The 14,175-nt window shown below is 73.2% G+C and carries 13 protein-coding genes; 3 read left to right on the top strand and 10 right to left on the bottom strand.

Annotation, left to right across the window (positions count from 1 at the left end; all coding sequences use genetic code 11):
* From MLUT_RS17220 to MLUT_RS17210, 3 genes are read left to right on the top strand one after another with little or no spacing between them, the layout of a single operon-like run.
* Window positions 1-1,602 carry a phosphoglucose isomerase-related protein gene (locus tag MLUT_RS17220; protein WP_010078712.1) on the top strand — a complete coding sequence of 534 codons (1,602 nt, stop codon included), beginning with the start codon at window positions 1-3 and terminating at the stop codon, window positions 1,600-1,602.
* The gene (zwf, locus tag MLUT_RS17215) at window positions 1,592-3,154 is read left to right on the top strand and encodes a glucose-6-phosphate dehydrogenase (RefSeq protein WP_010078713.1); all 1,563 of its coding nucleotides are present in this window, start codon (window positions 1,592-1,594) and stop codon (window positions 3,152-3,154) included. The genes MLUT_RS17220 and zwf overlap by 11 nt, the downstream gene beginning before the upstream one ends.
* Entirely contained in the window at window positions 3,151-4,092 is a 942-nt protein-coding gene (locus MLUT_RS17210) for a glucose-6-phosphate dehydrogenase assembly protein OpcA (RefSeq protein ID WP_010078714.1), read from the top strand. Before zwf ends, MLUT_RS17210 begins: the two co-directional genes overlap by 4 nt.
* 93 nt (window positions 4,093-4,185) lie before the next feature.
* Here the strand turns inward: MLUT_RS17210 and secG are convergent, their stop codons facing one another.
* The 10 genes from secG to MLUT_RS17160 all read right to left on the bottom strand — a co-directional run bounded on the left by secG (window position 4,186) and on the right by MLUT_RS17160 (window position 14,159).
* Window positions 4,186-4,437, bottom strand: coding sequence for a preprotein translocase subunit SecG (secG, locus tag MLUT_RS17205; RefSeq protein WP_010078715.1), 252 nt, complete (start codon window positions 4,435-4,437; stop codon window positions 4,186-4,188).
* 81 nt (window positions 4,438-4,518) lie between these two features.
* Window positions 4,519-5,310, bottom strand: coding sequence for a triose-phosphate isomerase (gene tpiA, locus MLUT_RS17200; protein ID WP_010078716.1), 792 nt, complete (start codon window positions 5,308-5,310; stop codon window positions 4,519-4,521).
* A 2-nt stretch (window positions 5,311-5,312) separates the two neighbouring features.
* Complete coding sequence (locus MLUT_RS17195; protein ID WP_010078717.1) at window positions 5,313-6,560, bottom strand: phosphoglycerate kinase; 1,248 nt, start codon at window positions 6,558-6,560, stop codon at window positions 5,313-5,315.
* Between the two features lie 107 nt (window positions 6,561-6,667).
* On the bottom strand, window positions 6,668-7,678 hold the full coding sequence (gene gap / locus MLUT_RS17190; protein WP_010078718.1) for a type I glyceraldehyde-3-phosphate dehydrogenase: 1,011 nt from the start codon (window positions 7,676-7,678) through the stop codon (window positions 6,668-6,670).
* Between the two features lie 182 nt (window positions 7,679-7,860).
* Entirely contained in the window at window positions 7,861-8,487 is a 627-nt protein-coding gene (locus MLUT_RS17185) for a superoxide dismutase (protein WP_010078719.1), read from the bottom strand.
* A gap of 149 nt (window positions 8,488-8,636) precedes the next feature.
* Complete coding sequence (gene whiA / locus MLUT_RS17180) at window positions 8,637-9,602, bottom strand: DNA-binding protein WhiA (RefSeq protein ID WP_010078720.1); 966 nt, start codon at window positions 9,600-9,602, stop codon at window positions 8,637-8,639.
* A gap of 31 nt (window positions 9,603-9,633) precedes the next feature.
* Window positions 9,634-10,680 (bottom strand): gluconeogenesis factor YvcK family protein, encoded by a 1,047-nt coding sequence (locus MLUT_RS17175; RefSeq protein WP_010078721.1) that lies wholly within the window; start codon window positions 10,678-10,680, stop codon window positions 9,634-9,636.
* The gene (gene rapZ, locus MLUT_RS17170; RefSeq protein WP_010078722.1) at window positions 10,677-11,573 is read right to left on the bottom strand and encodes an RNase adapter RapZ; all 897 of its coding nucleotides are present in this window, start codon (window positions 11,571-11,573) and stop codon (window positions 10,677-10,679) included. The genes MLUT_RS17175 and rapZ overlap by 4 nt, the downstream gene beginning before the upstream one ends.
* Window positions 11,570-13,495, bottom strand: a complete 1,926-nt coding sequence (gene uvrC, locus MLUT_RS17165) for an excinuclease ABC subunit UvrC (protein ID WP_029248208.1) — start codon at window positions 13,493-13,495, stop codon at window positions 11,570-11,572. The genes rapZ and uvrC overlap by 4 nt, the downstream gene beginning before the upstream one ends.
* Window positions 13,488-14,159, bottom strand: a complete 672-nt coding sequence (locus tag MLUT_RS17160) for a lysophospholipid acyltransferase family protein (RefSeq protein WP_010078724.1) — start codon at window positions 14,157-14,159, stop codon at window positions 13,488-13,490. Before MLUT_RS17160 ends, uvrC begins: the two co-directional genes overlap by 8 nt.
* Between the last annotated feature and the right edge of the window lie 16 nt (window positions 14,160-14,175).

The following is a 14,175-nucleotide window of genomic DNA, read 5'->3' as shown; positions in this document are numbered from 1 at the left end:
ATGAGCACCCTCGGACTCACCGCCACCGGAGCCGCCCTCGAGGCGATCGACCGCCATCTGCCCGCTCTCCTCCAGGACCGCGTCGCCTCCCGCCTCGGGGCGCAGGACGCCGACCTGTGGGGGGCGCCGTCCCGCGACGAGGCCGCCAAGCGGCTCGGCTGGATCGACCTGTTCGAGGACTCCCGCGCCCTCGTCCCGCACATCGCCCAGCTGACCCGGGAGCTGCGCGCCGAGGGCGTGGACCGCGTGCTCCTGGCGGGCATGGGCGGCTCGTCCCTGGCCCCCGAGGTGATCGCGGCGACGGCCGGCGTCGAGCTCGAGGTCCTGGACTCCACGGACCCGCTGCAGGTCTCCCGTGCCCTCGAGCGCGACCTCGAGCGGACCGTGCTGGTGGTCTCCTCCAAGTCCGGCTCCACCGTGGAGACCGACTCGCAGCGCCGCGTCGTCGAGGCGGCGTTCCGCGACGCCGGGATCGACCCCCGCACCCGCCTGGTCGCCGTCACGGACCCGGGCTCACCGCTGCACGCCGCGTGCGAGTCCGCCGGCTGGCGCGCCGTCTTCACCGCGGACCCGACCGTGGGCGGGCGATTCTCGGCCCTCACCGCGTTCGGCCTGGTCCCCACCGGCCTGGCCGGCGTGGACGTCACGGCCCTGCTGGACGACGCGGAGGCCGTGCTCGACCTGCTGACCGCCGACGACGAGGACAACCCGGGCCTGCAGCTCGGTGCGGCCCTGGGCGGCACGCGCCCGCTGCGCGACAAGCTCGTCTTCGCCGACCACGGGTCCGGCATCGCCGGACTGCCGGCCTGGATCGAGCAGCTGATCGCCGAGTCCACGGGCAAGGACGGCACCGGGCTGCTGCCCGTCGTCGTCGCCCCCGGCGACCCCGAGACCGCGTGGGACGCCCCCGACCTGCTGCAGGTGCAGCTCGTCGGCGCGGACGACGTCGCGGCCCCGGGCCACGGCGTGCAGGTCGCCGGCTCGCTCGGCGCCCAGCTGCTGCTGTGGGAGGTGGCCACCGCGGTGGCCGGCCGCCTGCTCGGGATCAACCCCTTCGACCAGCCGGACGTGGAGGCCGCCAAGGCCGCCGCCCGCACCCTGCTGGACGGCCCCGCCGCCGAGCGGACGGCCGACGGTGAGGTGGAGGGCGTCGAGGTCTCCGGCCCGGCGTCCGTGACCTCTGCCCCGGACCTGGCCGGCGTGCTGCGCGCCACGGCGGCGCTGGTGCCCGAGGACGGCTACCTGGCGGTCCACGCCTACCTCTCCCGTCATGACGACGCCGAGCTCGAGGAGCTGCGCGCGGACCTGGCAGAGCTGGTCGGCCGCCCGGTCACGTTCGGCTGGGGTCCGCGGTTCCTGCACTCCACCGGACAGTTCCACAAGGGCGGCCCGGCCGTCGGCGTGTTCCTGCAGATCACCGGCGACGCCGGCCTGGACCTCGAGGTGCCCGGACGCCCGTTCTCCCTGGGCAGGCTCATCGCCGCGCAGGCCGCGGGCGACGCCCGGGTGCTGGGCGATCTCGGCCGCCCCGTGGTCACCCTGCACCTGCGCCGCCGCGACGCGGGCATCGAGGCCCTGAGGAGCGCCGTCCGTGGCCGGTGAGTCCCGGACCGTCCCCCGCAACCCGCTGCGCGACCCCCGTGACCGGCGCCTGACCCGCATCGCGGGTCCGTCGGCCCTCGTGCTGTTCGGCGTGACGGGCGACCTGGCGAAGAAGAAGCTCCTGCCGGCCATGTACGACCTGGCCCAGCGCGGCCTGCTGCCGCCGGCGTTCTCCCTCGTCGGCTTCGGCCGCCGCGACTGGTCCGACGAGGAGTTCGCCGACTATGTGCGTGCCGCCGTGGAGGCCTCCTCCCGAACCACCTTCGACGAGACCGTGTGGGACCAGTTCCGGGGCGGCCTGCGCTTCGTCTCCGGCGCGTTCGACGACGAGGCGGCCTATGTCCGTCTCGACGAGGTGCTCGCCGAGCTCGAGACCTCACGCGGCACGCGCGGGAACACGGCGTTCTACCTCTCCATCCCGCCGGACTGGTTCGAGGCCGTCTCCCGCCACCTGGCCGACCAGGGCCTGGCCGACCGGTCCCAGCCGGCCGACGGCCCGTGGCGCCGCGTGGTCATCGAGAAGCCCTTCGGCCACGACCTGGCCAGCGCGCAGGAGCTCAACGCCGTGATCGAGCGCGTCTTCCCCTCGGACGCCGTGTTCCGCATCGACCACTACCTCGGCAAGGAGACGGTGCAGAACATCCTCGCGTTCCGGTTCGCCAACCGGATGTTCGAGCCGCTCTGGAACGCGGAGCACGTGGACCACGTCCAGATCACGATGGCCGAGGACATCGGCATCGGCGGACGGGCGAGCTACTACGACGGCGTGGGCGCGGCCCGCGACGTCATCCAGAACCACCTCCTGCAGCTGCTCGCGTTCACCGCGATGGAGGAGCCGATCTCGTTCGACGCGGACCACCTGCGCACGGAGAAGGAGAAGGTCCTCGAAGCCGTGACCGTCCCGGACACGCCCGAGGGGCTCGCGGCAGCCTCCGCCCGCGGCCAGTACACCTCCGGCTGGCAGGGCGGCGAGCGGGTCACGGGCTTCCTCGACGAGGAGGGCTTCAACCCGGCGTCCGTCACGGAGACGTACGCCGCGCTCAAGGTGGGCATCCGCACGCGCCGCTGGCAGGGCGTCCCGTTCTACCTGCGGGCCGGCAAGCGCCTCGGCCGGCGGGTGACGGAGATCGCCGTCGTCTTCAAGAAGCCCCCGCACCTGCTGTTCCCCGTCCACGACGGGGACGAGTTCGGGCAGAACGTCATCGTCATCCGGGTGCAGCCGGACGAGGGCGTCACCATCCGCTTCGCGTCCAAGGTGCCCGGCACGCAGACCGAGATCCGCGACGTCACGATGGACTTCGGCTACGGCCACGCCTTCACCGAGGACTCCCCCGAGGCGTACGAACGGCTCATCCTCGACGTGCTCCTCGGGGAGCCGCCGCTGTTCCCGCGTCAGGCCGAGGTGGAGCTGTCCTGGCGGATCGTGGACCCGTTCGAGGAGCACTGGGCGAGCCTGGGCACCCAGCCCGAGCCCTACGCCCCGGGCACGTGGGGCCCGCCCTCGGCCGACGCCCTCATGGCCCGCGACGGACGAAGCTGGAGGCGCCCGTGAAGATCCGCATGCAGGACACCACCACCTCCCAGGTGGCCAAGCGCATCACGCAGCTGCGCGAGAAGAGCGGGGTCGTGACCCTCGGCCGCGTCCTCACGCTCGTGATCAGCACGGACGACGCCGGCATCGAGTCCGCCGTCCAGGCCGCCAACGCGGCCTCGCTGGAGCACCCGTGCCGCATCATCGTCCTGGCCCTGGGCGACCCTGCGGCACCCACCCGCCTGGACGCCGAGATCCGGGTCGGCGGCGACGCCGGCGCCTCCGACGTCGTGGTGCTGTGGTGCGCCGGGGAGAACGCCCACGCCGATGAGTCGCTCGTCTCCGGGCTGCTCCTGCCCGATGCGCCCATCGTCGCGTGGTGGCCCGGGGTGCCGCCCGAGGTCCCCTCGGCGACGGCGCTCGGTCGCCTGGCCCACCGCCGGATCACGGACACGGCATCGGCGTCCGCGGCCGAGCCCGCCCTGTGGGCTCTGCGCGCGGGCCACCATGAGGGCGACACCGACCTGGCCTGGACGCGCCTGACGCTGTGGCGGATCCAGGTGGCCGGCATCTTCGACACGCTCGACGTGGCCACCCTGCGCTCGGTGACGGTGGACGGGGCGCCGGACTCCCCCAGCACCATGCTGCTTGCGGCGTGGCTCACCCTGGCCCTGAAGGTGCCGGTGACGATCGCGCACTCGAAGGCCGGCCACGGGATCCGTGCGGTGCGCCTGCGGTGTACGGACGGGGACGTGGTGCTCTCCCGCTCGCACTCGCAGGTGGCCCGGCTCTATCAGCAGGGCAGGCCGGTGCAGCGCATCTCCCTGCCACGCCGGACGATCCAGGACTGCCTGGCGGAGGAGCTGCGCCGCCTGGACCCGGACGAGGTCTTCGGCGCCGTGCTCCACCGGGGCCTGCCGCGCACGGACCTCTCCCCCGTGCAGGCCTCCGAGCGCTGAGGAGCGCCCGACGCCGCACCGGCCCGGGACGCACGAACGCCCCGCACGGATCATCCGTGCGGGGCGTTCGCGTCGGGGCCCGGCGGGGCGGCCTCAGGACTCCAGGGTCAGACGCGGCAGGACGCCGAGCAGCGCGATCACGACACCCCAGGCGACCACGGAGCCGACGGTCAGGCGGGTGAGCAGGCGCTGGGCGGAGCCCGAGGAGCTCATCGAGGTGGTCACGCCACCGCCGAACATGTCCGAGACGCCGCCGCCGCGGCCCTTGTGCAGCAGGATGAGCAGCACGATGACCATGCTGAGCACGACCACGAGGATCTGCAGGGCCAGGGTCAGGACGTCCACGGGAGGGCTCCTCGGGTCGAGGTGCGGCCCCGGCGCGCGCCGGGGCCGTCACGGAGAATGCGGTCGGTCGGGCCGGACGGATCAGGCCTGGTCGAACCGGACGATCTTAGCAAACTCGTCCGCGTCGAGGCTGGCGCCGCCCACGAGGGCGCCGTCCACGTCAGGCTGTGCCAGCAGCGCCGGCGCGCTGGAGGACTTCACGGAGCCGCCGTAGAGGATCCGCAGCCCGGCGGCGACGTCGTCGCCGTGCAGTGCGGCCACGCGGGCGCGCAGGGCCGCACACATCTGCTGCGCATCCTCGGGGCCGGCGACCTCGCCCGTGCCGATCGCCCACACGGGCTCGTAGGCGACGACGACGCCGGCCACGTCCTGCGCCGACAGGCCCGCGATGGAGCCCTCCAGCTGGGCGAGCGTGTGCTCGACGTGCCGGCCGGCCTGGCGCACCTCCAGGCCCTCGCCCACGCAGATCACCGGGGTGAGGCCGTGGCGCAGGGCCGCGGCGGCCTTGCGCGCGACGAGGGCGTCGTCCTCCCCGTGGAGGGTGCGGCGCTCGGAGTGGCCCACGATCGCGTAACGGCACCCCAGCGCGGCCAGGAACGCGCCGGAGACGTCGCCCGTGTAGGCGCCGGCATCCTCGGGCGAGAGGTCCTGCGCGCCGTAGACGAGGTCCAGGCGGTCGCCGGTGACGAGCGTCTGCACGGACCGCAGGCCCGTGAAGGGCGGGAACACCGCGACCTCCACGGCCTCCTGGTCATGGTCCGCGTCCGAGAGGAGCCACGTGAGGCGCTGCACCAGGGTGACGGCCTCGAGGTGGTCCAGGTTCATCTTCCAGTTGCCCGCGATCAGCGGCACGCGTGTGGTCTGCTCCGCCATGCTCACGCCCGCCCCTCGCCGGCCAGGGCGGTGACGCCCGGGAGCTCCTTGCCCTCGAGGTATTCGAGGGAGGCGCCGCCGCCGGTGGAGATGTGGCCGAACGCGTCGTCGGCGAAACCGAGCGTGCGCACGGCCGCCGCGGAGTCGCCGCCGCCGACCACCGACAGACCGCCGGCCGCGGAGGCCTCGGTGAGGGCCCGGGCCACCGCTCGGGTGCCCTCCGCGAAGGCCGGGAACTCGAACACGCCCATGGGGCCGTTCCAGAACACGGTCTGGGCGCCGCGGATCTGTTCCGCGAACGCCCGGGCCGTCTCGGGGCCGATGTCCAAGCCCATGGCGGACGCGCCGTGCGCGCCCGAGGTGAGGGCGTCCGCGGCCAGGACCTCGTGCTCGGCGTCGGCCGCGAAGCCGGAGGCCATCACGATGTCCGTGGGGAGCACGATGCGGGCGGCCCCGGCCTCGGAGCGGCGCAGGTACGCGCGGACGGTGTCGAGCTGGTCCTCCTCGAGCAGGGAGGCCCCCACCTCGTGGCCCTGCGCCTTCAGGAAGGTGAAGAGCATGCCGCCGCCGATCAGCAGCGTGTCGGCCTTGTCCAGCAGGTTGTCGATCACGGCCAGCTTGTCCGAGACCTTCGACCCGCCCAGCACGACGACGTAGGGCTGCTCCGGGGACTCCGTCAGGCGGGTGAGCACCTCGAGCTCGGCGGCGACCAGCGGGCCCTGGTAGGCCGGCAGCTGCGCCGCGACGTCGAACACGGAGGCGTGCTTGCGGTGGACCGCGCCGAACGCGTCGCCCACGTAGGCACCGTCCTCGCCGGCCAGGGCCGCCATCTCCCCGGCGAGTGCGGCGCGCTCGGCATCGTCCTTGGAGGTCTCGCGGGCGTCGAAGCGCACGTTCTCCAGCAGCAGCACCTGGCCGTCCTGGAGGGCGGCGGCCTGGGCGCGCGCGTCGTCCCCGGTCACGTCCGCGGCGAGGGCGACGTCGGCACCCAGCAGCTCGGCCATGCGCGCGGCGACGGGGCGGAGGGAGTACGCGGGGTCCGGCTCACCCTTGGGGCGACCCAGGTGGGCCATGACGATCACGCGCGCCCCGGCCTCGGCCAGGTCCCGGATCGCCGGCAGTGAGGCACGGATGCGGCCGTCGTCGGTGACCGTGTCCCCGTCCAGCGGGACGTTCAGGTCGGACCGGATGAGCACGGTGCGGCCGGTGACGCCGGCCTCGAGCAGATCGTTGAGGGTCGATGCGGGCATGATGCCTCCTGGGGTGCCGGAGCGGGGTCGGTTCACGGTGCAGTCTAGGCGGACGGCCCGGGCCGACGGGGGAACCGTCGGCCCGGGCCGTCGGGCGCCGTGCGGGCTCAGAGCTTCGAGCCGATGAGGTCCGCGAAGTCCATGAGCTGGGAGGTGTAGCCGTACTCGTTGTCGTACCAGCCGATGATCTTCACGGTCTGGCCGATGGACTTGGTCAGCGGGGCGTCGAAGGTGCAGGCCGCCGGGGAGGTGATGATGTCCGAGGACACGATCGGGTCCTCCGAGTAGACCAGGCGGCCCTGCAGCCGTTCGGTCTCCGCGGCCTTCTTGAACGCCGCGTTGATCTCCTCGACCTCCACGTGGCGCGTCAGCTCCACGGTCAGGTCAGTGGCCGAGCCGGTGATGGTGGGCACCCGCATGGCGAAGCCGTCGAGCTTGCCCTTCAGCTCCGGGATGACCTCGCCGATGGCCTTCGCCGCGCCCGTGGAGGTGGGCACCATGTTCTGGGCCGCGGCGCGCGCCCGACGGCGATCCTTCTTGTGCACGTTGTCGTGCAGGTTCTGGTCGCCGGTGTACGCGTGGATCGTGGTCATGATGCCGTCCACGATGCCGAACTCGTCGTTGAGCACCTTCGCCATCGGGGCCAGGCAGTTGGTGGTGCACGAGGCGTTCGAGACGATGTGCATCGTCTCCGCGTCGTAGGTGTGCTCGTTCACGCCCATCACGAAGGTGCCGTCGACCTCCTTGGCGGGGGCGGAGATGAGCACCTTCTTGGCCCCTGCGTCGAGGTGGGCCTGCGCCTTGGGGCCGGTCGTGAAGATGCCGGTGCACTCGATGACCAGGTCCACGCCGAGCTCGCCCCACGGCAGCTTCGTCGGGTCGGCCTCCTGGAAGAACGCGACGTCGCGGCCGTCGATGCGGAACCCCTTGTCGGTCCGCTCCAGCTCGCCCGGGTAGCGGCCCAGGATGGTGTCGTACTTGGTCAGCCAGAACAGGTCCTCGGGGTCGGCGAGGTCGTTCACGGCGACCAGCTCGAGGCCCTCGTGGCCGCGGTCCCTGAGCACGCGCACGATGTTGCGTCCGATGCGGCCGTAGCCGTTGATGGCGATCTTGGTCATGGTGGTCCCTCTCGTCGGTTCTCGTTGCGTGGTCCGTGGCGGTGGGTACGGGCGGTGCGGTCGAGCGGTCGCGCCCGGTCCGGGCGCGCGGTGGGGACAGGGCCGGAGAGCCGAGCCCCTCCCCGCACCGGGGCGCTGACGCCGTGGGGCCACGACGTCAACGCCCCGGTGCGCGGTGTGGATCAGGCCGGGAGGATCAGGCCGGAGGCGCCGGCGCGGGCGGCCTCGAAGCGGGCCTGCACGTCGGCCCAGTTCACGATGTTCCAGATCGCCTTGACGTAGTCCGCCTTGACGTTCTGGTAGTCGAGGTAGAAGGCGTGCTCCCACATGTCCAGCTGGAACAGCGGGATGGTGGCGACCGGCACGCCGTTCTGCTGGTCGTAGAACTGCTCGATCACAAGGTTGCCGCCGATGGGCTCGTAGGCCAGCACGGCCCAGCCGGAGCCCTGGATGCCGAGGGCGGCGGCGGTGAAGTGGGCCTGGAACTTGTCGAACGAGCCGAAGTACTCGTCGATGGCGGCGGCCAACTCGCCGGTCGGCTTGTCGCCGCCCTCCGGCGAGAGGTTCTTCCAGAAGATCGAGTGGTTCGTGTGGCCGCCCAGGTTGAAGGCGAGGTCCTTCGACAGCTGGTTCACGGAGCCGAAGTCGCCGGCCTCACGCGCGGCGGCCAGCTTCTCCAGGGCGGTGTTCGCGCCCTTGACGTACGTGGCGTGGTGCTTGGAGTGGTGCAGCTCCATGATGCGGGCCGAGATGTGCGGCTCCAGCGCGGCGTAGTCGTAGTCCAGCTCCGGAAGGGTGTATTCGGTCATGCTTCCTCCTTGATCAGGCGAGGCTGCGGGCAGGACACCCGTGGCCTCCACCTCGGGCAACCCCGCGTCTCGGCGGCGTATTCCGTACGTTCCCATTGTGATCGGGGGCGGAGCACCGGGGCCAGATCCCGTCGACGGTGATCCCGCGCTCAGCCCTCGGAGGCCGCGTCCGTCCCGGGGATGCCCCGCTCGGCGGCCCGCTTGTCGGCCATGGCCAGCAGCCGGCGGATGCGCCCGGCCACGGCGTCCTTGGTCATTGGCGGGTCCGCCAGGCGGCCGAGCTCGTCGAGGGAGGCCTGCTTGTGCTCCAGGCGCAGCCGACCCGCGTAGCGGAGGTGGTCGGGCACCTCGTCGCCGAGGATCTCGAGGGCCCGCTCCACCTTCGCCCCGGCCATGACGGCGGCCTGGGCGGAGCGGCGCAGGTTGGCGTCGTCGAAGTTCGCCAGGCGGTTGGCGGTGGCCCGGACCTCCTTGCGCTCGCGCCGCTCGCGCCAGAGGGTCGCGGTCTGCTCCGCGCCGACGGCGGCCAGCAGCGTGGCGATCGCCTCGCCGTCGCGGACCACGACGCGGTCCGACTGACGCACCTCGCGTGCCTTCGCCGCCACGTGGAGCCGACGCGCGGCCCCCACCAGGGCGAGGGCGGCCTCCGGGCCCGGCGTGGTCACCTCGAGGGCCGCCGAACGGCCGGGTTCGGTGAGGGAGCCGTGGGCCAGCAGGGCCCCGCGCCACACGGCGGCGGTGGCCGCCGTCGTCCCGCTGACGAGGGCCGGCGCGAGGCCGCGCACGGGCCGTCCCCGCTGGTCGATGAGCCCGGTCTGCCGGGCGAGGTCCTCTCCCCCGCGCACGACCCGGAGCACGTACCGCTGACCCCGGCGCAGGTTGCCGCCGGAGACCACCACGATCTCCGGGGCCAGGCCGTACAGCTCGGTGATGGCGGCGCGCAGGCGGCGCACGCTGGCGCCGTGGTCCAGCTCGGCCTCGACGACGACGCGGCCGGCCACGAGGTGCAGCCCCCCGGCGAACCGCAGCATCGCCGCCGTCTCCGCCCGCCGCTCCGGGGTCGCGGCGACCGGCACACGGGCCAGCTCCTCCTTGAGGGTCATGGTCAGCGCCATGCTCGTGCTCCTTCCCGGCGAGGTGCGCGCGTCAGTGGGTCATCGCCTCGTCGATCGCGACGGCCAGGCGCAGCGGGTCGTGGACCTGGGGATCCTGGGCACTGCCCACTCTACTGAACGCCACGCGCGCGCCCATCCGGGCCGCCTCGGCCTCCACCGCCGCCCGGTCAGAGACCGCGTCCACGTCGGCGATCACCACGTCCAGCCGGAGGTCCGGCGCATACGAGCGCAGCACCTTGAGGTGGTCGGCGTGGGCGAGGCCGGTGGTCTCCTGGTCGCCCGTGCGCAGGTTCAGTACCATGAGGCGCCGGGCGGCGGTGGCGGCGAGGGCCGAGCGCACCTCCGGCATCAGCAGGTGCGGCAGCACCGACGTGTACAGCGAGCCGGGCCCGAGCACCACCCAGTCGGCCAGCTCGATCGCCGAGAGCGCCTCCGGGGTGGCGGGAGCGTCGGACGGGCTCAGGCGGACGTCGGTGACGCGCCCCTCGAACGCGGCGACCGCGAGGGCCACCTGGCCCTCCACGCATCGGGTGCGCAGGCGGCCGTCCGGGCCGGCGCTGAGCACGTCCCCGCCGATGGTCAGCGGCACCCGCGAGACCGGCAGGACCTCGCCGTGCGCCCGCAGCAGGGCGCCGGCCCAGCGCAGCCCGTCCACCGGGTCGCCCAGCAGCTCCCAGAGGGCCACGATCAGGAGGTTCCCGAGCGCGTGGTTGTCCAGGGTGGCCTGGTCCGCGGGCACCTCGGTGGAGCGGAAGCGGTGCTGCATGACGTGGGCCCAGGTCCGACCCCAGTCGGTGTCGTCGCACAGGGCCGCCAGCGCCATGCGGAGGTCGCCGGGCGGCAGCACCGCCATCTCCCGGCGGATGGTGCCGGAGGAGCCGCCGTCGTCCGCGACCGTGACGATGGCCGTGAGGTGCCCGGCCACGTGTCGCAGGGCCGCGAGGGACGCGGAGAGGCCGTGGCCGCCGCCGAGGGCGGTGACCCGGGCCGTGGGGCGGGACATGCCGGCGCCCACCCCGCGCCCTTCCGCGCCCATCCCCGGCGGCAGGGGCAGCTGGCCGGTGAGCGGGGACGTCATTCGCGCCCCATGTCCCGGTGCTGGATGTGCACCGTCACGTGAGGCACCTGGGCCAGGCGCCGGGCCAGCTCCTCGGCGACTGCCACGGAGCGGTGCTTGCCGCCCGTGCAGCCGATGGCGAGCGTGGCGTAGTGCTTGTTCTCCCGCCGGTAGCCCTCGAACACCGGCCCCAGCATGGCGACGTACGTGCGCAGGAAGTCCTCCACACCGGGGCGGGAGAGCACGTAGTCCGCGACCGCGGCCTCCGTGCCCGTGTGCGGACGCAGCGTCGGCACCCAGTGGGGGTTGGGGATGAAGCGCATGTCCGCCACGAAGTTCGCGTCCGCCGGGACGCCGTACTTGAAGCCGAAGCTCATGATGGTCAGGCGCAGCGTGACGGGGCCGGACTCCGAGAACAGCGCGGTGATCTCCGTGGCCAGGCCGTGCACGTTCAGCTGGGTGGTGTCCACCACGACGTCGGCACGCGCCTTGAGCGGCTCGACGACCTCCCGCTCCGCGCGGATGCCGTCCAGCAGCCGGGCGTTGCCCTGCATCGGGTGGGGGCGGCGGCCGGCCTCGAAGCGCTGGAGGAGGACGTGATCGTCCGCATCGAGGAACACCGTGCGGTACTCCACGCCGCTGTTGGCCAGGTGCTGCAGGGCGGCGTGCAGCTCCTCGAAGTAGGAGCGCGAGCGCACGTCCACCACGATCGCCAGGCGCGGGAACGCCTCCGGCGAGCGGGCGATGAGCTCGGCCAGCGTGCCGAACAGGGCCGGCGGCATGTTCTCCACCACGTCCCAGCCGTGGTCCTCGAGCGCGTGCGCGGCGGTGGTCCGTCCGGCGCCGGACATGCCGGCGATCACGAGCACCTCCGACGTCGGCGGCTTCTCCGGCTGGAGGGTCTCCTCGGTCATGACTCCACTGTATCCGCGGGCGTGTCCGTTGTGAGCGCCGTGTGGACGGCCTCGGCCAGCCGCGGCCCGATGCCGGCGACCTCGGTCAGCCGGTCCACGCCGGCGGCCCGGATCTCGGCGACGGAGCCGAAGTGGTTCAGCAGCGCGGTGCGCTTGGCCGGGCCCAGCCCCGGGATCCCGTCCAGGGCGGAGACGGTCATCGCCTTGGACCGCCGGCTGCGGTGGCCGGCGATCGCGAACCGGTGCGACTCGTCGCGGATGCGCTGGAGCAGGTACAGGCCCTCCGAGGTGCGCGGCAGTACCACCGGGAACTCGTCGCCCGGCAGCCACACCTCCTCGAGCCGCTTGGCCAGCCCGACGACGGGCAGGTCGTCCAGGCCCAGCTCCTCGAGGACCGCCGCGGCCGCGGCCACCTGGGGCGGGCCGCCGTCGACCACCACGAGCGAGGGCGGGTACGAGAATCGGCGCCCCGCCTCCTGATCGTCCCCCTCGACCTGGCCGGAGAGCGGGGCGCCCTCGGCCCGCTCCTTGGCCAGGCGGGCGAAGCGGCGCCGCAGGACGTCGCGCAGGGACGCCGTGTCGTCCCGGGCGGCCTCGCCCGTGACGTTGAAGCGGCGGTAGTCCTTCTTCTTCGGCAGGCCGTCCTCCATGACGACCATCGAGCCGACCACGTTGGTGCCCTGGGAGTGGGAGATGTCGTAGCACTCGATGCGCAGCAGGGGCTCGGTGATCTCCAGGGCCTCCTGCAGCTCCCGCAGGGCGGCGGAGCGGGTGGTGAGGTCCCCGGACCGCCGCGACTTGTGCAGCTTGAGGGCCATCTCCGCGTTCTCCCGGACGGTCTCCATGAGGTCTGCCTTCGAGCCCCGCCGGGGCACACGCACGGCGACGCGGGACCCGCGCAGGCCCGAGAGCCACTCGGTGAGCTGTGCGGCGTCGTCGGGCTCGACCGGGACGAGGATCTCGTGCGGGATGCGCTCCGGCCCCTCGAGGTCGCCGTAGACCTGCTGGAGCAGGTGCGCGACCATCTCCGGCTCGGCGACGTCCTCCACGCGCTCCATGACCCAGCCCCGCTGGCCGCGGATGCGTCCCTGCCGGACGTGGAACACCTGCACCGCGACCTCCAGCTCGTCCGCGTGCAGGGCGAAGATGTCCGCCTCCGTGTTCTCCGGCAGCACCACGGCGTTGCGCTCGAACACGCGGCGCAGCGCGGCGATGTCGTCCCGCAGCCGGGCCGCGTCCTCGTAGCGGAGCTCCTCGACGGCACGGGCCATGGCCTTCTCCAGCTCGCGGATGAACCGGTTCGCGTCCCCGGCCATGAAGTCGCAGAAGTCCTGGGCCAGCGCGCGATGGTCCGCCGGGCTGATCCGGCCCACGCAGGGCGCCGAGCACTTGCCGATGTAGCCGAGCAGGCACGGCCGGTCCTGGGCGCGGGCCCGCTTGAACACGCCCGCCGAGCACGTGCGGACCGGGAAGACGCGCAGCATCAGGTCCACGGTCTCGCGGATCGCCTTGGCCGGGTGGAACGGGCCGAAGTACTTCACGCCGGGCTTCCGGTCGCCGCGCATCACCTGGACGCGCGGGAACTGCTCGTTCATGGTCACGGCCAGGTACGGGTACGACTTGTCGTCCCGGTACATGATGTTGAACCGGGGGCGGTACTCCTTGATCCACGTGTACTCGAGCTGGAGCGCCTCCAGCTCGGAGCCGACGACGGTCCACTCGACCGCGGCCGCCGTGAACACCATGGTCCGGGTCTTGGTGGCCAGCCGAGCCGGGTCCTGGAAATAGGAGCTCAGGCGGGCGCGCAGGTTCTTCGCCTTGCCGACGTAGACGACGCGTCCGTCCGCGTCGCGGAAGCGGTAGACGCCGGGGGACGTGGAGATCTCGCCCGGAGCCGGGCGGTACGAGGCCGGATCAGCCACGGGCACCCGGGGCGGCGTTGTACGCGTCCACGCGCTCCTGCCCCGACAGCGCGCCGATGGCGTCCATGATCGCCGCCGTCGCGTCGCGGCGCTGCGGCAGGGTGTGACGACGCCCGGGGTGGCCGAAGTCCAGGGGCGCGCCCACGCGCACGGAGAACCGGTGGGGACGGAAGCCGTTGGTGTCCGGCGGCTGGAGGTGCTGCGTGCCGGCGAGGCCCACGGGCACCACGGGTGCGCCGGTGGCCAGGGCCAGCCAGGCCGCACCGGTGCGGCCGCGGTAGAGGCGGCCGTCGCGGCTGCGGGTGCCCTCCGGGTAGATGCCGACGCCCTGGCCGGACTCAAGCAGGCCCACGAGGGACTCGAGCGCGGCCACGGAGGCGGCCTGCTCGCCCCGGCGGACGGGGACGGAGCCCACGGACTCGAAGAAGCGCCGCCGGGCGCGGCCCCGCAGGCCCGTGCCCGTGAAGTACTCCTCCTTGGCGAAGAAATGGACCGGGCGGGGGGCCAGGGCCTGGAGGATCACCGAGTCGAAGAACGACAGGTGGTTGGAGGCGATGACGAAGGGGCCCTCCGCGGGGACGTGCTCCATCCCGACGACCTCGGGACGGCAGGAGAGCCGCAGCAGCGCGGCGGCGCTCCTGCGCACGGTCTCCGACGTCGCCATGGCTCTCCTTCGTCCT

The organism is Micrococcus luteus NCTC 2665 (assembly GCF_000023205.1).
In the GTDB taxonomy this organism is placed as follows: domain Bacteria; phylum Actinomycetota; class Actinomycetes; order Actinomycetales; family Micrococcaceae; genus Micrococcus; species Micrococcus luteus.
Note: the sequence above shows the minus strand (reverse complement) of the source record. Positions and strands in the feature narration are given on the sequence as shown.